Raw genomic sequence first — 23,983 nt, forward strand, 5'->3', positions numbered from 1 at the left:
GTGGGTCTCAATTTACCCGTTTTTAAAAGGATTTAAAAAGGTGGAATATCCTCAAGAACAACCATACAAGCCGCTCAGATAGAGGCCGTTGTCATAAATCTCCCAAGGTAGCGAAGCCTTTACCTTCGTGCTCATCTGGTAGCTCCAGCCCCAGATAATCAGAATGCCGGCTGTAATCAATGCCAGCGTAATGTAGAGTTTTTTCGGTTTCATCTTAGTCATCCCGTACTGCATTTAGTACGTATGTTATCGCCTATTCCTGACAATCAGCTGAAGGCATTAGCTGGATTAATCGAGCCTAATCAATCAGTGAGGCGTAAACTGTAAGAGAGCTTATGTGTTGATATTATTAATCACGGCGCTTTCAGTTTATTGTCAGGTATGTTGGTTATGATCAGCCTGACTGCGAAGATCTAAGGATAAGAGATGCGATTATTACTGGTAGAGGATGCCGAAGGTTTAGGGGAAGTCATACGAGATCAGATAACCGATGAAGGTCACGCGGTCGATTGGGTTAAAAATCTTTCCCATGCGGACGCCAGCCTACAGATCACCCATTATGATCTGATTCTGCTTGATCTCATGCTGCCGGACGGCAACGGAATCGATCTGTTGAAAAAGATACGCAGGTCCGGTGAAGTAACGCCCGTGATTATTTTAACCGCCAGAGATCAACTGTCTGATCGTATCGAAGGATTAAATGCCGGCGCAGATGATTATCTGGTCAAACCCTTTGATCTATCAGAGCTTTCCGCGCGCATCGCGGCTGTTTCTAGACGTTACAGTGGCAACCCAAACCCTATCATTAAGGTTGGCACATTAGACGTCGATCTCAACAAGCATTTTATTTCTCGTGAAGGTGTAGCCATCAATTTAACGGCCCGTGAGTGGGCGCTGTTTGAAGCCTTTGTTCAACATCCTGGCAACGTCCTCTCGAAGTCACAGTTGGAAGATCACCTTTATGCTTTTGGCGCCGAGATCGAAAGTAATACCATTGAAGTTTATGTCAGTCGGCTACGGAAAAAACTGGATAAAGGCCAGTTAGAAACGGTGCGCGGACTAGGCTATCGCATGAGGACCTCATGAACTCAACGCAGATAAAGGCACCAAAAAGCCTCCAAAAAACCTTAGGTATTGGCTTAACCTTGGGTGTGACTTTACTCTGGTTATTGGCGCTATTGAGCACCGTTTATGTATCACAGAATAAGCTGAATACCCTCTTCGATAGCGCATTGGCCGAAACCGCTCAACGTATCATGCCCCTTGCGGTAGTTGAGATAACCAACCGAGAGGAGCCAGGGCAGTTACAACAAATCATGTCATTCGAAACCCACGATGAACCGCTGGTATACCTTGTACGTGATGCGTCAGGCACGATTTTATTGCAATCCCATAATGCGGATCCGCTGATGTTCAATAAAACGTTATTAAAAGGTTTTAGTTCATCGGAAAATTACCGATTTTATGGGGCGTGGGCAGTACAAAATACATTACACATCGAGGTTGCCGAGCCTCTAACTCAAAGGCGAAAAGCCATCTTTGCAATGGCCGCTAGCTTACTCTGGCCACTCCTCTTGTTGATCCCGCTCTGCTTTATTGGGACCTGGGCCTTTGTACGATACAGTTTGCGTCACGTGCTGGTTTATAGAAAAGCGATTGAATCCCGTGGTAGTGGTGATCTTTCACCGATTGAAACCAAAGACCTGCCAACCGAGCTTCACACGATCGCTACCTCGGTAAATGACTTATTGGAACGCTTACGCCGAGCTTTAGAATCGGAACGATCTTTTACCGCCAATAGTGCCCATGAGTTGCGCACGCCTATTGCAACGGCATTGGCCCAGATTCAGCGCCTGCAACACGGGGTTTCAGATAGCCCATTTAAAGAGAAGATGCAGAAAGTTGAAACGACCATCCGAGGCTTATCCGCTTTGTCAGAAAAGCTGATGCAGTTAGCCAAGGCGGAAGGGGGCGGTCTGTTATCAACGCAGCAGAATGACCTCACAACTCTATTGCAGCTGATTGTTGATGACAGCCAGCGATCGGCTCCGACGGCAACTATTAGGTTAACCCTACCGCCCAGCGAATTTAAATCGACTATAGATCCCGATGCCTTTGCTATTTTGGTGCGCAATTTAATCGACAATGCCATCAAACATGGTGACTCAGACCAGCCGATCGAGGTTAGCTTTTCTGCCAACGGGATATTAAATATTGTTAATGGTGCTCGGGTTATTCCTGCCGAAACGCTTGCGCAATTGCAGCACCGGTTCGTTAGATCCGCGACTAAGGCACAAGGTTTAGGGCTTGGCTTAGCCATTGTCGATGCCATCGTTACGGGCGTGGGCGCAACGATGACATTTAACTCTCCCGCGAGGGGACGAGAAGATGGCTTTGAAGTCAGCGTTGATTTTTCGCTGTTCGATGAGTGAACGCTGGAATTAGTTATTCGAAAAGCCCCTGCTCTATTTAGCTTTAAAGACTAAGCTTAGAAAAACGTTAACACGGATCAAGGAATAGCACTTATAAAAGCGCACCTATAAAGGCGCTTTCTATCAAAAGGGCTCCTTTAATAACAACAGGATAACAGCGATTATGATAGAGCGATCCCCTATTAATCGAGCCAGATAAATATCAATAACCTATTGAACTCAGCAGAGGTAATACACCCTTAGATAATCCCTCGGCTCAAATAGCCAATGTAGATAAAAGGCGATTGAATTTCTTACGAAACCCAATATCTGAAAGCAGATTAATAACCAGCTTTTGCTCAGAAGCCTCTAGATGGCTTTTCATAAGAAAGGTGCTAGGTTCATCTATTGTTTCTATAGTAAATTCGGCCAAGTCGCGTAGGCCTTCATAAGCGACACTATCACCGACACGGCCAGCCAAATAAAGTAGTATGCTATCTTTCAGCTCATCGTCTTTTAACGCTAATTCCGTAGGTGTTTTAACGAGTGGAAGCATCGAATTACCAATGGCACGCTCAATCTCCGCTGGTAAGCCCCACTTTCTTGCTAACGCAGAGCCTACGATAGACGAATTTACACCACACGTTTGTTGCTGCGCTTTAACTCTATCTAGCAACGTCATGCCTTCTGCATACCAAGCGTGTGCGCCTTTTTCACCAAGAATAAAAGCTAGGTCGCCTAGATTAAAAAACAGGGCTTTAGTAGCTAGAACCGAGGGGCGAGGATGGCCCGAGTGTTGACCCAATAAGGTCGCAAATGCACTCCCAACCGCTGTGGATAACCAGACTCGCTGCAATGCGGTTTTTTCTACATCTGAACAACTTTTGGTTTGATCCGCTATCGCCGCTTGGGAGATTAAACTTTTAACAAAACTAACACCAAGGTAATTAACCGCGTGCTGGACACTTGAAATAGGTGAGGTTAATGCAAAAGCGGCTGAGTTCACCGTCTGTAGAACACCAGCGGTGAGGCCTGGATCTGTCGCGAGTGTTTCAATCAACTCCTGTGGTGTATCAAGACCACCGGCTAACTTTGATTGCACCGGGTGCGGATCGGGTAGTTTTTCGCACAACTGCTGTGCTCGCGTGACTTGCTCCTCATCGATCTGAGAGAGAGTAAACAGATCAAACTCGGTAAGAAATGGATGCGACTCTACCTTTGTCAACTCAAGATCATGTCCATGATAAGCTTCATTTACGAGCTGTCCGAGAGGTTTCAAAGGCTTGCCAGTCAATTCATTAGACGGTCTTACCGGCTTAACACTCTTGTCAGCAGCGATCTTTTTATTTCTACCAAATAATTTAAATAGTCCAAATAACACGACAGTTGACTCCAATGGTTAGCTTAATTCCTTTAACCCAACATGGTACAAGCAACGCTTCAATATAATATTTTGATCCTATCAGCAGGTCTATAACGTAGAAAAATAACAGCAGAGGAGCCCATCAAAAATTGCCCCTAAACTTCTCACTTACCGAGCTTAAAATCATACAACAGATCACGAATTTCATGCTGCGGATTATAGCCATTCACATTCTGCAATAAAATCTCACGTATGGCATCATAATCAAATGACTCTAATGCAACTTGCAAACTATCTAATACAAGTTCTAGCTGATCCCAAGGAAGCATCACTTCCTGAGCACGCATAATCATAGGATGAGTGGTTTCCAACACATCATCACCGATCAACAACTCTTCATATAGTTTTTCACCGTTTCTCAACCCAGTGAAATCAATCTCAATATCACCTGATGGGTTTTGAGCATTTCTAACAGACAACCCTGTAAGATTAATCATCTGTTTTGCTAAATCGAAAATTTTGACTGGCTCACCCATATCTAGCACAAAAACATCCCCTGAAGCGCCCATAGAACCTGCTTGTATCACCAAAGAGGCCGCCTCAGGAATCGTCATAAAATAGCGCGTAATCTCAGGATCGGTAACGGTTACAGGTCCTCCCTGACCAATTTGTTCCTTAAACAAAGGAATAACCGAGCCTGAGGAGCCCAACACATTACCAAAGCGAACAATTGCAAAACGAATATCAGAACAATTCTCCTCCCTCTTACTAAGCCCTTGAAGCACTAATTCAGCAAAACGCTTACTCGCCCCCATCACATTAGTGGGTCGCACCGCTTTGTCTGTCGAGATTAAAACAAAATTTCTCACACCAGCAGAAATAGCAGCTTCGGCACACCGCCAAGTACCCAAAATATTATTTTGTAAGCCCGCTATATTATTGGACTCAACTATAGGTACATGCTTATAAGCCGCCGCATGATATACAGTATCAACGCGGTAAGATTGAAGTATTTTTTCTAGATGAGCCTTATCTGTCACACTGCCTAAAACTGGGATAATTACTGTCTGCCCAGCCCCCAAGGCTAATAACTCTTTTTCTATGCTATAAAGCGAAAACTCTGACAACTCAAAAAGAACCAACACATTAGGTTGCTGCTTAAGAATCTGCCGACACAACTCAGAACCGATTGATCCTCCCGCGCCAGTGACCATTACCGACAGATCTCTGATACAAGAACCTAAGAGTTCTTTATTAGGCGCAACCTCATCACGCCCCAGTAAATCAGCAATATCCACTTCACGGACATCATTTATGCTCACCTTACCACCCGCTAAATCAGAAAGGCCTGGCAATGTTAAAACTTTCACTTTATAAAATGACAGCTCATCAATAATTTCTTTTTTCCTTTGATTTGAAGCAGAGGGGATAGCAAGTAAAATACTATTCACATCAAATTGATCTATTAATAGACCAACAGAGGAAGGTGGATGTATACGAATTGAATTAAGCTCAAGCCCCTGCACAGCTGTACTATCATCAACGTAAGCTACAACGCTAAATTCTTTTGAGTGATAAAGAGCCTCTGACAACTGTCTACCCGAAGAACCTGCGCCATAAATAATCACCCTATCAGATCCACATTTTACCTTTTGCTCCCCTCCAGGAAACTTATGCAAAATAAGCCAGCGCGCTAACATTCGACTTCCGCCAACAGTAACAACAGCAACAAACCAATAAATAAAAATAACAGAGCGGGGTACGGCTTGCGGAAGCCCTAAGAGGTGAACAAATGTAGCCCATATGAGTACTGACAATGTAACCGCTTTAACAACGGTCCACAGAGCCTTATTACCAATATATCTTATTACCGCACGGTACAAGCCTAACTGAATAAAAACAGGAATGGATATTACTGGCGCAAGCACATAAGCAGGCCAATGGATAAAGCCATTCGCATTCCATTCACCATAGCGAAGCGCGAAGCTTAACCAACAACAAACCGTTAGAAAACAAACATCTGAAACAACAAAAACGAGTCGTTTTTTATTTCTGGATAATTGAGAAATAAACTTTAACAAAATTTTTCCTTAAAAAAACAGAAGACTTACCTAGAACGAACACCATCACCGCTGCCTTTTCCTAACATTGTTAGAAAAATATATGCAAAATATTTCTTTATATTTAATGAGAGAATCATAGCCGCATCTGTTTTCGCTAACAGTTCAGGGGTAGACATATCAATATTATTAACTTGAGCTAGCCCTGTAATTCCAGGACGCACAGCATAAACCCCTCTAGCATCTCTTTCATCTATAAGTTCTTGCTGATTTGGCAAACAAGGACGAGGACCAACTAAACTCATATCCCCAACTAACACGTTCCATAACTGCGGCAGCTCATCAAGCTTAGAACGCCGAAGAAAGTGCCCAAATGATGTAATTGAAGACGTATCCACTAGATGACTAGCAACAGATTTAGTTTCAGGCTTCATTGTCCTAAATTTGACTAAATAAAAACCTTCTTTATTTTTACCGATACGTAATTGAATAAATAGAGGTGAACCTGTATCGAAATAGCCGATTATCAACAATACCAATAAAATAGGAAAGCCTAAACACAATCCAAATAATGAAAAAAAGATATCTAGCAATCTAGTCACGGTCCAACTCACTATGAAAATGACACTTATTTAAACCCTGCTCGACCGTATACGGTGGCTTCCAATGTAAAGTTTCGCAGGTGTGGGAAATATCTATTTGTAAATTACCTAACAATTTTTGTGATAAATCTCTTTTTCCTAAAACCAACAACAAAGTTTTAAGCAATAGAGAAGGTATAGGAATTAAATATGCTTTTCCGTTAGATGACTGCTTGAGTTGAATGAGTAACTCTGATGTGGATAAATCCTCCCCATCAGACACCAAGAAAGTTTGGTTTACTGCACGCGGATTATCAACGCAGTTCATAATCAAATCGATAAGGTTTCCCAAAAAGACAAATGAACGTTGATTATGAATTAACCCAAATGGCAAAGGCAGCCTGCTTTTAACCAGACGAACAAGACTTGTAAAATTACCCTTCACCTTCGGCCCATAAATTAATGGAGGGCGAATAATGACTGTTTCTAACGCTGACCCTTTTGCTAATTTATTAAGTACCATTTCAGCTTCGACCTTTGATATACCATAAGCATCTCCTGGCATTAGCTTTGAACTATGACCAAGAGCCTCTCCTGGCTCGGTTTGTTCACCATTAGCCTTTATGGAACTAATATAGATACAACGTTTAACACCCGCTTCTATTGCTGCAGTAACAACATTTCTTGTACCTTCGACATTGACACGCCTATATTCGGCTAAAGGATCTAAACTCTCATCATTCATAACATGGGAACGTGCCGCCGCATGTATAACAACATCTACTCCATTTAATGCGCCCCTTATACTATCAATATCATCTAATTCACCAATATAGACGGGACAACTAGAGTTATATTTTTTGCGACTAAAGCCGATAACCTCAGACCCTTGCTCTAAAAGACTTTCAACCAACCTTTGCCCAACAAAACCACTAGAGCCCGTCACTAATATTTTCTTCATTACGATCCATTTCTAGTGTAGAAACAACGATACACTTTTAATTTATAAAAATAATACCAACCACATAATCCAAAACTAGACATTATATGTAATGCACCAATTCGCATGCGATACAGAGTCCCTACATTCGTAATAACTAATGAGTAAATAAAGATAATCATACCGCAAATAATAAGACTACAGACAAGAACCTTTTTACCTCTATCACATAGCCATATGACTAAAAACAGTCCAAACAAAGAAAAATAAAAATACATCATTTCGAAAGCGCTAATCACTCTCATCAGGTCACCACCAGGAGATCTCCCTTCAGAGAACCACATTGAAGGAAATGGTGAAAAAAAACCTATCTGCAAGCTCCGAGGAATATAACTAATAAGTTCTAACCAAGATGTAAAGTTAATATCTGTATCAATATTGCTACCAGCATCTTTATAATTTAAAAAACCATTTCTTGTTTTATTAATCTTGAGCAAGACTTCACCAGCAATCGAAGAATCAAAACCATTATTTTCAAGACTATCAAAATAACCGTCATCAAAACTCACATAATTAGCAAAAGACGACAACCCTTTATTAGAATTAACCGGTAAAAAATCCCAAGAAATAAAAGATATTATTAATACAAAAAAACATATAAAATCGTTAAATCTCAACCGAAAACCTTTAAACTTCAACACTGAAAGAAACATTAAAAACAAAAAATAAGAAAAAAAACTTAGGATAAAAATTTTCAACAAATAAGGCCTAACAAGCCAAAACAGGAAACCCGAAGAAAAGCTAATAACTAGAACTATAATAAAACTTCGCCACGAAATATCTATCAGTTCATTAATAAATGCCCATAAATAAAAAATCAAACACAATCCAGCTAATGAGAAAACATCTTTATGTATTTGCCCAAATATCATGATTGAACTTGGTAAAAAAACCATTGGAATAATGCACATAACAGCTATTTTTTTAGTAACAACCTGTGACAAAACGAAGTGTAAAGCTGTCACAGATACACTAAAAAGAAATGCATTAAATGGTAGAAATACCCATGGCTTGTAGATACCAGTTACCCAATAATGAAGTGCTAAGATACTGACAGGACCCTGACCATCGGGGTGAAAAGTGAAAGACGCAAAAAAACCAAGCGAATCCAGTCTTTCTGCCATAAAAACAGCTGCACGATGAAAAGAAGAATAATCTCCTCCTAATAACAAACCATCCCCAGCATGTAAACTTGAAACTAAAGGGAGGAAAACTAATTGAAGGAATAAACTAATTGACAGCGCATAGAAGAAAACAAAAGTACTTAGATAACTTCTTCTCCAATAAGTCACACAATTACTCAACACATGGGACCTTTATAGTTAGTAGCTTTAAAAGTGGTATTTTAATTACAACACTCACAAGAAAGATTATAGTAAAAAATCAATTTATTTTATATTAGACCCCATATATTGAGAGATGCGTTGAGATCACATCTTCAATATCAAACTCATTTTCAGCAAGCATCCTCCCTTGCAAACCAAAACCTCTTCTTAAAACGTCATCATTCAATAATTTCAAAATAGCATTAACCAGAGGAGTTATCTCTCGTACAGGAACCAACAGCCCTGTACAATTGGGAATAATTGCATCACGACAACCTGGAACATCTGTTGTAATTACAGCTCTACCAGATGCAGCAGCCTCTAGTAAAACCTTTGGCAACCCTTCTCTATAAGAAGGTAATACAACCAGATGCGACTTAGAAATTGTCTCAGATATTTTATTACTATATCCCCAATACTCAACATTACCGCTGGCAACCCAAGCAGCTAATTGATCAGGTTTAATTGACTTAGGATTACCTAAATCTATATCACCAACAAGCACCATACGAACATTAGGCCTAATTAACTTAACTGCTTCAGAAGCCTCAACAAACTCTTCCACTCCTTTATCAATCAGTAAGCGGGCAATAAACATAACAACAGGATTCCCCTCAGGCTCTTCCAAAACAATATACTTCTCCAAAGCAACTCCAGAACCTCTAATTAATACTTCCTGATTAGGTGTAACAGCTTTCATCCGTCTTAGAACATCTCGATCCGCAGTGTTCTGAAATATAACTGCCTTCGACTGTCTCAATGCCACGCGATACATAGTAGATACAAATAAGCGGAAGAGTTTAGCTTTCAAGCCTTTAGCAATAAAAACATAACCCAAACCAGAAATTGAAGAGACCCTAATAGGGGTGCCTAATATGCGCCCCATGATATTTCCATAAATAACTGGCTTTATGGTTACTGAATGAATAACTGAAGGTTTAACACACTTTACAATTCGATATATATCCCTAATAGAAATCAATTCATTTAAAATAGCCGTACCACTACGCGATAAAAGCAATTCATGTACAATCAGCCCTTCTGCTTCCAACAAACTTTTCTTATCGGTAATAGCGCAGGCAACATGAACCTCAAACCCTTTTTTTAAAGCGGCTAATGCAATAGGTAACCTGTGAGAAACAAAAAACCAATCTACATTAATTATGAATAGAATTTTTTTATTATGCATAACTATTTCTTAGGGCCATCAAACATAACTTTTTACAAACTAAGCAGTTCTATTTATTTAATGGATAAAAAACACCTTAAATACTAGAAATTCATGAAAGTTACAGCACCTCACCCTGAGCCCAATACTTTCTATACCCGCGAGCCATCCTCTCAATACTGAAGTTATCACAGATTCGCTTACGCGCGTTCGCTTTTCGAGTGAACCAATCCGAAGTTTCAAAATTCGCTGCGGCTTCAGCTAACGCCCCTGCAAGGGCATTAGGGCTACTCGGAGGCACGACCCAACCATTGTCACCTACTATGTACCCAGCATCACCAACATCGGTTGTAATACAAGGTGTTCCACAAGACATAGCTTCGCAAATAACATTAGGAAAAGCCTCACCAAAAGCACTGGAAGTCACATGAACATCCAATATATTCATTATCTCATTAATATTACTTTGCTGCCCTAGAAGAATAATCTCATCCTCTAACCCCAAATGGACAATTTTTGATATTAGCTCACTATTATCTTTCACTAAACCAATTCCAACTAGCAAACATGTAAACTTTACTCCCTTATTTTTCAAAGCTGAAAGAGAAAGCAATAAATTATTATGATCCTTTTGAGGTGCAAAGCGTGCAACTGCTCCTAAAACAATACCATCTAGTTTTCTACCAGCTATTGAATTTCTTATAGGATTAAGATCTTGTAATATAGGTTTGAAACTATTTGTATCATAACCATTAGGAACAACTGTCAGCTTCTCTTCCGAATAGCCAGAATCCAAATGAACTAATTTCGACTTATAACCACAACAAATCACAGAAGAGGGAACATTGAAAGAAAGCTTTGAGCACAACTTTGAGATAATGTGCGTTACATTTGGATCGGCTTTTTTATCAAGGTTAGTATGATGAATACCCCAGAAGATAGGTACTGAACGAAAAAAACATCCGTAAATTCCTGTGAAAAAGTTAGCATGATACATATGTGCCTGGATAGCATCGGGATTAAAATCATCTACTATCTTTTTAAATCTAAATGCTCGAATAAAGCCTAATAAAGAAGACTTTATATCTAGAACATCAACAGAATAACCTTCTTTTGAAAATAAATCAGCATACTTACCACCATTACCAAGACATATGACACGATGGGTATCACAAGGGGTTGCATGAACAAGACGATATAATACAGCTTCCGCACCGCCATCTTTTAAATCAGTTATAACATGCAATATTTTCATGCCAAATTAACCTCTGCATAGCTTTTCATATTTCGAAACCGCACTTGACTTATCGAACTTTTTTCCTCTTTCAATTAGCTCATACTTTTCCAACTTGCTTACCTGCAGAGTTTCAAACATAGCTTCCGCAAGCTCATTTATTTCCCCAGACTCAACTAAAATTCCAAATTTACCATCCGCCAAAATTTCACTAGGTCCACTAGGGCAGTTAGTAGATACAACAGGGGTGCCCAAAACTAGAGCCTCAGCAATAACATTTCCAAACCCCTCAAAATCAGAAGACAAAACCAAAGCATTGGCCGAAGATAATAAATAGAATGGATTATCGAGAAAACCTAACAAATACACACAGTTTTCAAGTTTTGAATCTTCAATTAGCTGCCGCAATTCAGACTCCAAAGGGCCGTCACCAAGAATAACCAAAAAAACATCACTATCATAACGATGAACCTCACGGAAAGCCGTTATCATAAGGTCATAGCGTTTTTGCTTTACTAACCTTCCAATTCCAATAAAATATCGACGTGAAAGAAGCTCACTCATGAAAGGCGTAATATTCTCGGGAATACATTTAGAAAGCGAAGAAATCCTTTCAAAATCAATCGGATTATATATAACTTCCACACGATTACTATCAAGTTTCAAATGGGCACTCAGGTCATCCGCCACACCCTGAGAAACAGCAACAACATGATCAGCTATAGGATATAAAAGTCTTGCACAAACTTTCAAAAAGAATGACTTAATGGGTGGTAAATTTTCTTTTTCAAGGGAGTAATGATTATGTTCTGTAACTATGACCTGCCCTTTGAAACGAGAAAAGGCAGAGCTTAACAAAACAATAATATTAAGGTGTGTGAGGCATGAAATAATAGTTGTAGAGTTACAAATCTTTATATATTTTTTCAATTTAAAAAAACTACGCGATGCACTCTCTCCTGACAAACATACAACTTTTATTTTTTTATTTACAAATTCTCGGTATGGGCCATCATCACTTAAAACCACCAAATCAACTATATAACCTGCATTAACAAACCCGTCCGCCAAATCAATAAAAACTCTTTCAGCCCCACCTCCTCTAAACGAAGGCATGATTAAACTTATCTTTTTTATAGAATTCATATTATATAGTTTTACTCAGAAAAAATTATCTTAATCGTCACAATAACTAAAAACTTCACAGCATATCCGCAAGTTTTTTAAAAACAATCTCAATTTCATCAGATAAAAGTTCAACACGATGCACAGTACCTTGAAGTTTACCGAGCAATCGTGCTTTATCGAAATTTTCAATAAGTAAACTTGATGTAATATCATTTACAGAAACAATCAAACTGCGATCTATACCTAAATCATCTAAAATAGCCCATTTAGCACCGGAGTCATAAGAAATAGCAGATACAGGTGTCCCGACCGAACTTGCAAATATAGCCGAGTGCATTCTGGACGCAACCAGTACATCAGAATATAAGTATTCCATTAATAACCCTTCAGTACTAAGTACTCCACTTATTACTTCTATATCAGCGTCACAATTTTGATTCATAATACATTCAAGTTCTTCATCATAAGATTCAAGTCCATACGTTACTTGAGGTATCACACGAATTTTATAATTTAGTCGACAAATATATTCGATTAAATCAGAAATTGCTTTTATATAATTTTTATGAATTTTATCGTCAGAGAATTCACGCCTTCCGACAAGCGTGATGGCCACTACTCCTGTAAATTTATCTGAAAACTCATATTTCTTTTGTGTAACAATTTTATTTAAGAAATAAAATGACAAGTCAGGCATATACTGAAGAGATTTACATCCCTCATCTAAAAATAAATCTTCTTTTATATAATGATAAGAGCTTTTTTCTCGCACTATGAAAGATTTAGAATGTTTGACAACCCAGCGCATTAAATAACGAGAAATAGGACTATTTAAAGTCCAAACCGATGACCCAACACACACTATTGGCTTACCTAGCAACATACAAAGCATTGGGTTAGCGCACAATTCAAATATTTTTAAAGCCTCAGAAAAACCTTCGGACCCTCTAAAATTTCGTCCATTCCAAATAATTAAATCAGAAGATCTGTACTCTTCTAAAGCAACTATCTGAGCACTTGTCAAAAAAAACTTCACGATAAATAGAGGCACTTTTACTCTAAGCAGTGAAATGATCATTAGAAACCACGATGCATAGAATAACCTAAGAATATTTCTACTAGCACTAATTCCTTTTAATAATCCACCTACTGGCTTTAAAAATAAAGTAGGGTAAAACCCACCATGTGCACTTAATGAATAATCATTTCTATAACCCTTAAATTCCCCCTTCGCATAAAAAAATTCATTGACACCAAAATAACTTGTTATACTAAAATCACTGTCCATGTTTTTTCCACAGAGTTCAATGATTGCTCTCTGCATAACATCATCACCTGAATTTGTTTCTTGGGCAAAATCTAAAAGAAGGACTTTTTTCTTCACATCATTACTCATTTCACAAAATACTTATTAAAAATGTTCAAAAGTTTTTCTCCGCCATTACCCCATGAGAATTTATCAGAGGTCTTTAAGTTCTCAGAAGAATAACTAGCAAGAAGCTCTGCATTAGTTAACAACGCTACAATTCGTTTAGATAATGATTCATTCTGAATCTCACTTTCATCAAGAAAATCACCGGTTAAAACTTCTGGAATCCCCCAAGCCCCTTGTGTCAGTATAGGAACACCACAAGCCGCAGCTTCATAAATCACAGTAGGTATAGACTCATAACCCAAGGATGGAAACACACACAAATTTGCAGCATTATAATATCCAGCTAATTCAGGCTCAGGAATATTTTCATATAAATAAATACTTCTGTTTCCTGAGACCATATCATAGATTTGGTCTTTGAAGTCTTTTTGCCTTCCAATAAACCCCATAACCACAATTAATTTAGCATTAGGCAACGAGATTAAAATATCATCCATTGCCTTTATAAGGTGATCAATTCCTTTCTTTCTAGCCACCCTGCCCACAAAAACAATTACTTCATCTTCATCATTTATACCTAACTTTTTTCTTACACTACGTCCCAACTTTTTATTTTCATAATACAGTCGTTCGTCATATCCATTATAAACAACTTCAATCGGTTTATTTTTTACGCCATATAATTCGTGCATTTCTTTTATCTGAAATAAACTAGGTGATAAAAGCAAATCTGCTTGTTTCCAACACCACCGGTCTAGTACATGCTGTAATTTCCCATTAATTTTTAACAAGAAATAAAACACCTGACTACCTTGACGAGCTGCATTTAGTTCAGGTGTCGAAGTACCATGGGCGGTATAAACAAGATGTGATTTCAAAAATCCAAGCTTTTTCAAAAGACCTAACCAAGGTATATTTAGATGATGGACATGAATAACATCATAGTTATTTTTTCTAGTTAGCATGATATACTTAATAAACATTTTGAGCTCGTACGTAAATGATTTAACTATACCTTTTAAAAAGCCATCACCTACAGAATATACCTTTAGGCCATCGTATTCATAGAAACATTTATTAGATCCTGTAGTGATAACATCCACACTACACCCAGCACGCTTCAAAGATAATGTTTGATAGTAAGGGTTTTTTATCATTCCGCTAATCACAGCATCATCTTTTGATTGAGGGAACATTTGTGTAAAAACAAGAACGGAGTTAATGCTTTTACTCATAAAATTAGTTCTCTCTTATTCATATTCATATTCATATTCACCAATATACTATACATGTTTCTACTTTTTTCAAATATTCAGTTAGCTCAAGTTTTAATACCTGACGTAACGAATCATCAACACTTAAACGACCTGAATTAAATATTGATTGCACATAAATAAAGTTTGTTATTAAATCATGTCGCCCTAAATCATACAAAATTCTATGATTCGCCGTTTTATACCCCGTTCGATACGGTTCATGAGAAGTATATAAATCAAACCCAAAAGCCTTAACTTCAAGAGCATCAAATTTTAAAACATCATGTAAAATTGTTTGAAAGGCCTGAGCAACGCCATTAAAAAAAAGCGGAGTATCATCTAATAACCTAGCACGACCTTTTAAAGCCTGAAAAACTTGGTAGTCATATTCATAAGCACGATAAACTGAAAACAACTTTGAATTATAGGGTTTAATACTCCTATCTAAATGGAGCAACTTTGAATTATAAGAGTTATAATACGATATACACTTACCTTTTGATATAAATTCATTTACGATAGGACTGTCACCACGTTCATTAATCGTAATCAACAAATCATATTCTCTTAACTCCTCTGATACTTGGCAAACAGAAACTGCTGGACCTAATATAGCGATACGCTTACCACGTAATAATTTTGAAAACTTTTTGTTTCCGTTTTTTTCAAAAATAACGCCTTTATTAACTACACACCTATTTTTTATTAGTAGTTCTAGCTCATTTGATGTACTACCAATCAACAACTGAACCTTATCATAGTCCCAGTCAAGTTCAGCTAAAGCGCACAAAGCTCTATGGTGTCGATCAGTATTTATCGGGCACTCTGCATATTCAATTAAACATTGACTCATAGCCTTAAACCTCAAAACTGAGGATTCAACAAGCAGTCCATTAGAGAAAAAGATAAAATATACTTTTAACCACTGTTCAGCGGGAAGAAGAGAAGCCTGAATTTCCTTTAATTTGGTCAAATCAGGTCTGGAATCATTTTCTTTATATGTATACAAAAAATCATTAATAAGGATAAATACTGCATCGCTTAAGCTAGATTTTTCAGTAGATATTAAATTTATTTCATGAGTAATACGTTCATATTTCTTCTCATTATCTGACTTTCTAAGGCCATCAAAAAATCTCACTATGGAATTAGGAATGATTTTTTTAAAAAAGAATCGGGCCTTTGAAGTCACCCCGTTTTTGAGGACAACAACGAACAAAAACCTCAAAATAAACACACTTTTTTCAACAAAGATTCCTTTACTCATAATATTTTCAACAATGTGATTAAAGCATAAAACAATAAAGAGACTAAGAGCTATGATTTTGATTTAATTCGACTAAGTCCGGTATACATAAAATATTATTCTCTTTACAATAGGCCTGCCATTGTGAAAATTCTGACCATTTATAAACAAAAACAAAATCAATATCTTCTGCTTTAGCAACCTTATGATCCAGTTGACTATCTCCAATTAGCAAGGCAGGCTTCATCAAAGCAGAGGATGATACCTCTCGTTTTACAATATCCCTTTTATCATCAGGACTCCCAAAAATCCCTCCATCAAATAACACTGAAAGGTTACGAGCGTCAAAAATCTCTCTCAACTCACTTTGATCACCACCAGATGCTACCATCCATACAGCATCCGGAGTTTTCTTCCGTAAAGCATATAAACTGGGAGCTATATCACAGGTCATCAAACCAACTCTCACTATTCGTGCGTACAACTCTAACAGATACCTTTTTTCACTGATGTTAACTGGTACACCTAAAATATCACTAAAAAAATAGTCAAACTTTTTATATCTAGAAACTCCGCCGTTAGCTATATGATATTGAACAAAACGATCCGCGGTTTCGCGTCCATAAGACTCAACGCAGTGATAAAAAGCACTAGTTTTCAACTTATTTGAATCAAGGATCACACCATCACAATCGAAAATAAATGTTTTGTACTGACTAATATTCATCGTAGAGTCATTGCTTTTTCAACAGACTTTAAGTCTTCCGGCGTATCGACAGCAAGACTTCCGGGGCTAGTTTCAAACATCCTTATTTTTTTATCTAATTCAAGAAAACGTAGTATCTCTATATCTTCAAACCCCTCAAGATAACTCTTACGACCAAAATTTTTATACCTATCAAGGTCAGATCGACTGAAACCATATATACAAACCTGCTTGGCATACTTCTTAGGCGCATTCATCCTATCCTTATGCCCAGGCACTGCTAACCTTGACATATACACCATCACTTTAGATTCGTTCATAATAACTTTAGGGACATTAACACTTGAAGGATCTTCCTCCTCTCCCATCCAGCAGTAGCCACAAACAATTTCATCGGGGTTATCTGTCTTGACCTTAATACAACGTTTTATATCTTCGGGACAAACCATAGGTTCATCCCCCTGCACATTAATAAAAACATCGTAATCCAACTTTTCAGCCGCCTCAGCTATACGATCAGTACCAGTAAGTGCATTTGGATCAGTCATTAGCACTTTGAAACCAGCAGCAGTAACGGTGTCAGCAATAAGTTTATTTTCCGTCGCCACATAGACATGTTCTTTATTTACAGCCATCGAAGAGAGGTCTGCCACCCATAAAACCATCGGGCGACCATGAATATTAGCAAGTGGTTTACCGGGAAAACGGCTCGATTTATAACGAGCTGGAATTATTACGCAACTAGACATTATATATGATGAGTCCTTTATATAATATATTATTTATGTATCTCTTCACTTACGGCTTACCTGTAGCTGACCGCCAAGAATCATACTCTGGAGTCTATATTAAAAACAAAAACCGCCACTGTAATTATTCATTATAGTGAATATATACTCTTAACAACTATATCACGGTGAATTGTCGGGGTAGCGAAAATGAAAGTTTGTTTTGGTTTCGCCATTCTAAAGCACCGCAGAACCATATCTATTTCATCGTTTCTAGCATCTCCATATGGATAACCATCAAAACCAGTAAGAATTATAGACTTTGCTTTCCCACTAGAAGCTACAGCAAGAGCATATGACATAACCAGCGAGCTCGGTGTAATACAATACTGCCCGTAAAATTTAAATGTATTAGATTCTATACCCACACCAAAATCTAGTAATACTTTACCAGCATATGATGCCAAAATATTTTCTGGCAACATCGAGGCCGGAGTTATCAGCGGCTGACTTTGTTTTAAATGTCTCTCAACATCCGAAAGCATTCTCACTGGATGAGAAGCGACCCTAAGGTCAATTAATCGGCTATCTATATCTGTTTTGGTATTTAGGGCTAAAACTACTGGTTTTTGCCTTCTTATGTAGCTTTCAATAGCCTCTCTATGATGACAAACAGAGGGGCCACCACCGAGAATTAACACTTCACGCCCTTCAAGTAAAGAAACCGGACACCACGTTCCACGAGGCTCCCCTTTATAAAAGCGACTTGCTATATTAAGCATATTCTCTGAGAAGCTTTTTGCGCCATTTTCACGTAAATATTCTATAACAGCTAAAATATCTGCGTCGTCATACCGAGCATCCCTTAACATCTCTTGTATATATGTAGGATGAATACCATATTTACCTGAAAGGTAATAATACAGACCAGTTCCCCAACCTTTCTGCTCTTTCATTGGTTTAAAAACATTACTTATCAAACTAAACAAAGGCAAAACATTTGATGTTCGCCCCAATATAGCGTCTATTTCTACAACCATTTCTTCAGTAAGAGCATTGCCTGGCCCTCGCCCCATACCCGTAATTGTTGAATCAACCCAAGTGGCTCCCTCAGCTATGGATTTTAGAGCATTAGACATTGCTAACCCTTGGTTGTTATGTGTATGCATACCTATCGGCCCCTTCCAACCTACACGCAATGCATTCATTACACGCGATACATCATTTACTTGCATACTGCCTAAACTATCTGCAAAGTAGAGAACATCGATGGGGAAATCAGCGGCTTGAAAACTTAATTCTTCAAGCTCCTCAGTCGACTTATCAGCAACCTGCATCAAGTTAAACCCAACACAGTAGCCTTGTTCCTTTAGTCTATTAGCCGCAAATAAAACTGGTTCAAATTCATGAATATGGCAAGCTATACGTACCAAACCCAGCGGTGTATCACGTGCAAACTCAGGGACTAACTTTTGAAGCACCCTTTCACATAAAACGCCATCAACTAATATATCAGAAGCATTTAACATCACTCCAATGGTAATATTGGTAGGAATATTAAGCGTCCTAAGGAAATCATCTGTTGTATAAGCGCATGCGCCTTTAAACCCGTCATTACCCTTGAACCTAAACCCCAATTCAACAACATCAACATTAGCGTTTTTCATCGCATCAAGGTATTTCGTAATCAAATCAGGTGAAAAATCCCAATTTGTGTAATAACCACCATCACGAAATGTACAATCTAGAATTTTAACTTCATTTTTTAGAGTCACGATTGCACCATAGTCTTGAATTCGGAGTCGTTTTTAGACAATTCCTTAAAACTACCTTGGGTCTTTATGCATCCTCCATTTAAAACAACTACGTTATCGCACTTTTTTACTGTGCTTAAACGATGCGCTATCAATATTATCGTTTTTTGATGGTGAAGACTTTCTATAGCTTTCATAACTGCCTGTTCAGTAACCGTATCTAAAGCACTTGTAGCCTCATCAAAGACCATAATCAAAGGTTCATGATACAACGCCCGAGCAATTCCAATTCGTTGACGTTGCCCCCCAGATAGTCGAACGCCCCTTTCCCCCGTTAGCGAATAATATCCATCAGAAAGTTCTTGAGAAATAAAATCGTGTACTTGAGCCATACGAGCACAACGTTCGACTTGCGCCATGTCAATATCATCAACAGGTACTCCATACGCTATATTTTGTGCAATATTCGTGTCGGTTAAGAAAATATCCTGAGGGACATACCCTAAACTGCGTTGCCAATCACGAAGGTTACTATCACTAACAGGCTTACCATCAACGATTACCGCTCCTTTAACTGGCCGTAAAAGCCCCAAAAGCACATCAACTAATGTGGTTTTTCCTGACCCTGTACTACCCACAATTCCAACGGAACTGCCTGCCGGTATTTTCAAAGTAACACCAGACAATGACATCTTTTTTGCTCCAGGATAGCAATAATCAATTCCGTTTAATTCTATATCCCCCCCCATCTTCTTGTTTAACGATATCCCTTGTTTACAAATATCAGGCATACCTATATTTAGATCGCGTCGCAAGTTATCGACTGTTAGGGCACCATACCGCAAATTGGCCATTCCTTGATAAATGGCAGTTGTCGCAGGCTGAATTCGATATGCTGCAAAGGCATACAACCCTAACAAAGGTAATATTTGACCTAAAGCGTCACCCTCACTTCCATCTTGCTTATGTAACAAGATCAAAGATAACAAAATAACACCACCAAAAGCGACGGCCTCTACAATAAATTTCGGCGCCTGTGTCAACGTCTGATGCCCAGCATATATTCGAGCAAAACGCCCTGAAGCATAAGAGAAACGATCCATATAAAATGATTCACAGCCTCGAAGTTTAATGCTTTTTATACCTCCAAAAGCCTCTGATGCCATCAAAAATCGCTCCTTGTTACTTTCAACCCTCTGTTTTCCTGTTTTATCTAAGTAACTACGAATCAAAAAATAAACAAAAAGATAAAGAAAGCCGAAAGTTACAGTAACGCTTGCAGCAAGCCTGGGATCAGCAATCACTAATACGCAAATAAGACAAAAAAGTACGACAGAGTATGCCAACATCATTATGGCTGGACGTAAAGTTTGATGCACAAACTGATCAACTTCAGAAAGAACCGTTTTTGACATGTCACCACTATGACGGCCCAAAAAAAATGAATAAGGCTGATAAAGGTATACTTCTAGCAATCGAGTCCCTATTGAATCCCTACGCATCTCGATAAACCTGTTAAGTAAAAAATGGGCAAAAACCCGATATACAGCGGAAATTATAATTATGACAAACGCCCCGATACCCAGCACCAAAAGAAAATGATCCACATCATCTACACCATTACCCTTAGCCAAAGAAAATAATTTATTCAGGGTAGGGTCAACATGAACCATTTCAGGATCACCCAATACAGCAAGAAAAGGCATAACTGAAACAACACCGATCGATTCAAGCAGGGCCATCCCGATAATTATTAATAAAACCTTTAAACCTTGTCTCCGTTCTTCTATAGTCAACAAGCTAAGGATTTTTAGTAAATTTCTCATGAATAGTATTTATCTCAGAAAGTTCTTAACAATTATTAGTGGGCATCTATCAAAACGAGTATATAAAATGAAAACACGCAACCTTCTTACTCATCGTAAGTAATTATATCGCAATATTCCCAATAGAAATGATACTTAAAGAAGTAAAAACATCCTAACCAACTTAAGAACTAGCACGAAGACCATTCTGTGGATTACGTTTATAATTTTGATAATATCAATACTCCTAATTGACATTTTAAATATTTTTTTTATACCACTGCATTGCCACTTTAATACCCTCATAAATTTTATATTGCGGCTCATAGCCTAGTAAGCGTTTTGCCTTACTTATATCGGCTTGCGAGTGAAGTACATCTCCTTCCCGAAAATCACGATAAGTAGGCAACATAGCGGCACCACCTTCCTCCCCTTCACCATATAGGGACGATTTTAACGCATCATAAAGGGTATTTAGTGAAGTGCGATCACCTACGGCAACATTATACACTTCGTTTTTAACCTCAATCGAGGCCGTAGCCGCTAACAAATTCATTTGTACAGTATTTTCAATAAAGCAAAAGTCACGACTAGTTTCACCATCCCCATTAATGTACACGACCTCCCCTCGAATCAGCGACGACGCCCATTTAGGAATAACTGCAGCATACGAACCATTAGGATTTTGACGCTGACCAAATACATTAAAATAGCGCAATCCTATAGTATTAAAACCATAAATACGGGCAAAAACATTAGCATAAAGCTCATTAACGTATTTTGTAACAGCATAAGGGGATAACGGACTCCCTATATTCTCTTCAACTTTAGGTAGCGCTGAATGATCGCCATAGGTAGAACTTGAAGCAGCATAAGTAAAACTACTCACATTTGCATCACGAGCTGCAATTAACATATTTAAAAAGCCACTAATATTAGTTTCATTAGTTGCGATAGGATCATTAATAGAACGCGGAACCGATCCCAATGCCGCTTCGTGCAAAACATAGTCGACACCTTTACACGCTCGGTGACAATGCTCTATATTCCTGATATCTCCTTCGATAAAGGTAAAGTTATCCCACTGCTCTAATGAAACTAAAGTTCGTACTTCATCTAAATTCGATTGATAACCTGTAGAAAAATTATCCAATCCCACTACAATCTGATCCAGCTTAAGGAGCGTCTCTAGCAAGTTAGAACCTATAAACCCCGCAACCCCTGTGACTAACCAAGTTTTGGGATTTACTGATAAGAAAGCACAAACCTCATTATAACGAGACATATATATTCCTAAATATAAAAAACAGCGTCACAACCAAAAAGCTTCTACAATCTTAAATCAGATTCAGCTTCACCTAAAATAGACTTAAGGTCATAGAGGATATGGTCTTTTTTTCCTAATCGACGTACACCTTTCCAGCCTAAATCTACAAAGTCCTTATGAGCAACCGCCAAAACAATAGCGTCGTATACACCTATTTCAGGTTCGAAAACAGGCTTAATTGCATATTCTTTTTGTGCCTCACTTGGGTTTACCCAGGGATCAAAAACATCAACATCAACTCCATATTCCTTAAGGTTAGCAATAATATCAATAACCCTTGTGTTTCGAATATCTGGACAATTCTCTTTAAATGCCAACCCCATAACCAAAACCCTAGCCCCATCAATATGAATTCGATTTTTAACCATGGACTTAACCAACTCCGATACAACATAGTGTCCCATGCGGTCATTGATACGACGCCCAGCCAGTATAACTTCAGGATTGTACCCGATTTCCTGCGCTTTATGAGTGAGGTAGTATGGATCAACTCCGATGCAATGCCCCCCAACCAAACCTGGTTTAAACGGCAAGAAGTTCCACTTAGTACATGCTGCATCAAGTACAGCTTGCGTATCAATACCCAATTTATTAAAGATAACGGCCAATTCATTAATCAGAGCTATATTTAAATCTCTTTGTGTATTCTCAATCACTTTAGCAGCTTCAGCGACCTTTATTGATGCCGCTTTATACGTACCAGCTACAATTATTTTGTTATATAAGGCATCGACAAAATCTGCTGCCTCTGGGCTCGATCCAGAAGTAACCTTCTTAATATCCGTAACACGATGAAGCTTATCACCTGGATTAATACGTTCAGGACTATAGCCGACAAAGAAACCTTCATTTAATTTCAACCCAGTATTTTTCTCTAAAATTGGAACACAAACCTCTTCCGTAGCGCCTGGATATACCGTCGATTCATAGATAACATAATCATTCGCTTTCAATGCCCGACCAATTATTTCACTAGCATTGATTAACGGAGTCAAATCTGGATGTTTGTATTTGTCGATAGGCGTTGGGACGGTAACGATATAGATATTACAATCTTTTAACGTAGATTCATCTGATGAATAGGAAAGGCGGCTCGCTAACTTGAGCATCTCATCTTCTACCTCTAAGGTAGAATCCTGCCCATTTTCTAGCTCTGTAACCCGTGCTTTATTAATATCAAAACCAACAACATCTAGATATTTAGCGAACTCTACCGCTAAAGGCAATCCAACATAGCCAAGTCCAATAACTGCCAATTTGATATCTTTAAGCTCTTTCATTATCGACCTATTAGTAAGAAAAATCATTTTTTTGAATTTCGCAATTCGACCTCAAACGGAAAGAATTCAATAACAATCTATTTAGTAGTAAGTAAATATAGGTAATTAACTAAAACAATCGTTACTTTAATTCTATAGAAAGCACGCTGTAACTATCCGGGCGCAAATTGTAGCTTATAGCCTTACTAACCTCTAGACTTACAGTACAAATACAGCATATTCTGCCGTCCAAACCT

At 38.3% G+C, this 23,983-nt stretch carries 20 protein-coding genes; 2 read left to right on the top strand and 18 right to left on the bottom strand.

Features of this window, described 5'->3' with window-relative positions:
- Positions 1 to 51 precede the first annotated feature (51 nt).
- Positions 52 to 213: a hypothetical protein gene (locus Q4486_RS15440; protein ID WP_303520061.1), complete on the bottom strand. Its 162-nt coding sequence runs from the start codon at positions 211 to 213 to the stop codon at positions 52 to 54.
- A 213-nt stretch (positions 214 to 426) separates the two neighbouring features.
- Here Q4486_RS15440 and Q4486_RS15445 point away from each other — a divergent pair, with 213 nt between their 5' ends.
- Positions 427 to 1,086 carry a response regulator transcription factor gene (locus Q4486_RS15445; RefSeq protein ID WP_303520063.1) on the top strand — a complete coding sequence of 220 codons (660 nt, stop codon included), beginning with the start codon at positions 427 to 429 and terminating at the stop codon, positions 1,084 to 1,086.
- The gene (locus Q4486_RS15450; protein ID WP_303520064.1) at positions 1,083 to 2,432 is read left to right on the top strand and encodes a HAMP domain-containing sensor histidine kinase; all 1,350 of its coding nucleotides are present in this window, start codon (positions 1,083 to 1,085) and stop codon (positions 2,430 to 2,432) included. The genes Q4486_RS15445 and Q4486_RS15450 overlap by 4 nt, the downstream gene beginning before the upstream one ends.
- A gap of 256 nt (positions 2,433 to 2,688) precedes the next feature.
- On the opposite strand, the gene Q4486_RS15455 is transcribed toward Q4486_RS15450, so the two are convergent.
- The 17 genes from Q4486_RS15455 to tviB form a co-directional block, all read right to left on the bottom strand.
- Complete coding sequence (locus Q4486_RS15455; RefSeq protein WP_303520066.1) at positions 2,689 to 3,792, bottom strand: HDOD domain-containing protein; 1,104 nt, start codon at positions 3,790 to 3,792, stop codon at positions 2,689 to 2,691.
- A gap of 146 nt (positions 3,793 to 3,938) precedes the next feature.
- Positions 3,939 to 5,855 carry a nucleoside-diphosphate sugar epimerase/dehydratase gene (locus Q4486_RS15460; protein ID WP_303520067.1) on the bottom strand — a complete coding sequence of 639 codons (1,917 nt, stop codon included), beginning with the start codon at positions 5,853 to 5,855 and terminating at the stop codon, positions 3,939 to 3,941.
- 26 nt (positions 5,856 to 5,881) lie between these two features.
- Entirely contained in the window at positions 5,882 to 6,436 is a 555-nt protein-coding gene (locus tag Q4486_RS15465; RefSeq protein ID WP_303520069.1) for a sugar transferase, read from the bottom strand.
- Positions 6,429 to 7,376 carry an SDR family oxidoreductase gene (locus Q4486_RS15470; protein ID WP_303520071.1) on the bottom strand — a complete coding sequence of 316 codons (948 nt, stop codon included), beginning with the start codon at positions 7,374 to 7,376 and terminating at the stop codon, positions 6,429 to 6,431. The genes Q4486_RS15465 and Q4486_RS15470 overlap by 8 nt, the downstream gene beginning before the upstream one ends.
- A complete protein-coding gene (locus Q4486_RS15475; RefSeq protein ID WP_303520073.1) occupies positions 7,376 to 8,707 on the bottom strand; it encodes a hypothetical protein in 1,332 nt (443 codons plus the stop codon). Before Q4486_RS15475 ends, Q4486_RS15470 begins: the two co-directional genes overlap by 1 nt.
- A 106-nt stretch (positions 8,708 to 8,813) precedes the next feature.
- Positions 8,814 to 9,929, bottom strand: coding sequence for a glycosyltransferase family 4 protein (locus Q4486_RS15480; RefSeq protein ID WP_303520074.1), 1,116 nt, complete (start codon positions 9,927 to 9,929; stop codon positions 8,814 to 8,816).
- Positions 9,930 to 10,029: 100 nt separating this feature from the next.
- Complete coding sequence (locus Q4486_RS15485; RefSeq protein WP_303520075.1) at positions 10,030 to 11,163, bottom strand: glycosyltransferase; 1,134 nt, start codon at positions 11,161 to 11,163, stop codon at positions 10,030 to 10,032.
- A 6-nt stretch (positions 11,164 to 11,169) separates the two neighbouring features.
- On the bottom strand, positions 11,170 to 12,288 hold the full coding sequence (locus tag Q4486_RS15490) for a glycosyltransferase (RefSeq protein WP_303520076.1): 1,119 nt from the start codon (positions 12,286 to 12,288) through the stop codon (positions 11,170 to 11,172).
- A gap of 55 nt (positions 12,289 to 12,343) precedes the next feature.
- On the bottom strand, positions 12,344 to 13,666 hold the full coding sequence (locus Q4486_RS15495) for a polysaccharide pyruvyl transferase family protein (RefSeq protein ID WP_303520077.1): 1,323 nt from the start codon (positions 13,664 to 13,666) through the stop codon (positions 12,344 to 12,346).
- Positions 13,663 to 14,880 carry a glycosyltransferase family 4 protein gene (locus tag Q4486_RS15500; protein ID WP_303520079.1) on the bottom strand — a complete coding sequence of 406 codons (1,218 nt, stop codon included), beginning with the start codon at positions 14,878 to 14,880 and terminating at the stop codon, positions 13,663 to 13,665. Before Q4486_RS15500 ends, Q4486_RS15495 begins: the two co-directional genes overlap by 4 nt.
- Positions 14,881 to 14,917: 37 nt before the next feature.
- On the bottom strand, positions 14,918 to 16,168 hold the full coding sequence (locus Q4486_RS15505) for a hypothetical protein (RefSeq protein WP_303520080.1): 1,251 nt from the start codon (positions 16,166 to 16,168) through the stop codon (positions 14,918 to 14,920).
- 43 nt (positions 16,169 to 16,211) lie between these two features.
- Positions 16,212 to 16,874, bottom strand: coding sequence for an HAD family hydrolase (locus Q4486_RS15510; protein ID WP_303520081.1), 663 nt, complete (start codon positions 16,872 to 16,874; stop codon positions 16,212 to 16,214).
- On the bottom strand, positions 16,871 to 17,602 hold the full coding sequence (locus Q4486_RS15515; protein ID WP_303520083.1) for a 3-deoxy-manno-octulosonate cytidylyltransferase: 732 nt from the start codon (positions 17,600 to 17,602) through the stop codon (positions 16,871 to 16,873). Before Q4486_RS15515 ends, Q4486_RS15510 begins: the two co-directional genes overlap by 4 nt.
- Before the next feature lie 131 nt (positions 17,603 to 17,733).
- Complete coding sequence (locus Q4486_RS15520) at positions 17,734 to 19,356, bottom strand: aldolase catalytic domain-containing protein (protein ID WP_303520085.1); 1,623 nt, start codon at positions 19,354 to 19,356, stop codon at positions 17,734 to 17,736.
- Complete coding sequence (locus Q4486_RS15525) at positions 19,353 to 21,161, bottom strand: ABC transporter ATP-binding protein (RefSeq protein WP_303520086.1); 1,809 nt, start codon at positions 21,159 to 21,161, stop codon at positions 19,353 to 19,355. The genes Q4486_RS15520 and Q4486_RS15525 overlap by 4 nt, the downstream gene beginning before the upstream one ends.
- A gap of 238 nt (positions 21,162 to 21,399) precedes the next feature.
- A complete protein-coding gene (locus Q4486_RS15530) occupies positions 21,400 to 22,425 on the bottom strand; it encodes an NAD-dependent epimerase/dehydratase family protein (protein WP_303520088.1) in 1,026 nt (341 codons plus the stop codon).
- A gap of 44 nt (positions 22,426 to 22,469) precedes the next feature.
- Positions 22,470 to 23,747 (bottom strand): Vi polysaccharide biosynthesis UDP-N-acetylglucosamine C-6 dehydrogenase TviB, encoded by a 1,278-nt coding sequence (gene tviB, locus Q4486_RS15535; RefSeq protein ID WP_303520089.1) that lies wholly within the window; start codon positions 23,745 to 23,747, stop codon positions 22,470 to 22,472.
- Between the last annotated feature and the right edge of the window lie 236 nt (positions 23,748 to 23,983).

The sequence above is a fragment of the Neptuniibacter sp. 2_MG-2023 genome (assembly GCF_030547495.1).
In the GTDB taxonomy this organism is placed as follows: Bacteria; Pseudomonadota; Gammaproteobacteria; order Pseudomonadales; family Balneatricaceae; genus Neptuniibacter.

What these genes read in the sequence shown, in the direction of transcription:
- Q4486_RS15440 (WP_303520061.1), bottom strand. Translation starts at nt 213, where the DNA reads ATGAAACCGAAAAAACTCTACATTACGCTGGCATTGATTACAGCCGGC.
- Q4486_RS15445 (WP_303520063.1), top strand. Translation starts at nt 427, where the DNA reads ATGCGATTATTACTGGTAGAGGATGCCGAAGGTTTAGGGGAAGTCATA.
- Q4486_RS15450 (WP_303520064.1), top strand. Translation starts at nt 1,083, where the DNA reads ATGAACTCAACGCAGATAAAGGCACCAAAAAGCCTCCAAAAAACCTTA.
- Q4486_RS15470 (WP_303520071.1), bottom strand. Translation starts at nt 7,376, where the DNA reads ATGAAGAAAATATTAGTGACGGGCTCTAGTGGTTTTGTTGGGCAAAGG.
- Q4486_RS15480 (WP_303520074.1), bottom strand. Translation starts at nt 9,929, where the DNA reads ATGCATAATAAAAAAATTCTATTCATAATTAATGTAGATTGGTTTTTT.
- Q4486_RS15485 (WP_303520075.1), bottom strand. Translation starts at nt 11,163, where the DNA reads ATGAAAATATTGCATGTTATAACTGATTTAAAAGATGGCGGTGCGGAA.
- Q4486_RS15490 (WP_303520076.1), bottom strand. Translation starts at nt 12,288, where the DNA reads ATGAATTCTATAAAAAAGATAAGTTTAATCATGCCTTCGTTTAGAGGA.
- Q4486_RS15495 (WP_303520077.1), bottom strand. Translation starts at nt 13,666, where the DNA reads ATGAGTAATGATGTGAAGAAAAAAGTCCTTCTTTTAGATTTTGCCCAA.
- Q4486_RS15500 (WP_303520079.1), bottom strand. Translation starts at nt 14,880, where the DNA reads ATGAGTAAAAGCATTAACTCCGTTCTTGTTTTTACACAAATGTTCCCT.
- Q4486_RS15505 (WP_303520080.1), bottom strand. Translation starts at nt 16,168, where the DNA reads ATGAGTAAAGGAATCTTTGTTGAAAAAAGTGTGTTTATTTTGAGGTTT.
- Q4486_RS15510 (WP_303520081.1), bottom strand. Translation starts at nt 16,874, where the DNA reads ATGAATATTAGTCAGTACAAAACATTTATTTTCGATTGTGATGGTGTG.
- Q4486_RS15515 (WP_303520083.1), bottom strand. Translation starts at nt 17,602, where the DNA reads ATGTCTAGTTGCGTAATAATTCCAGCTCGTTATAAATCGAGCCGTTTT.
- Q4486_RS15525 (WP_303520086.1), bottom strand. Translation starts at nt 21,161, where the DNA reads ATGAGAAATTTACTAAAAATCCTTAGCTTGTTGACTATAGAAGAACGG.
- Q4486_RS15530 (WP_303520088.1), bottom strand. Translation starts at nt 22,425, where the DNA reads ATGTCTCGTTATAATGAGGTTTGTGCTTTCTTATCAGTAAATCCCAAA.
- tviB (WP_303520089.1), bottom strand. Translation starts at nt 23,747, where the DNA reads ATGAAAGAGCTTAAAGATATCAAATTGGCAGTTATTGGACTTGGCTAT.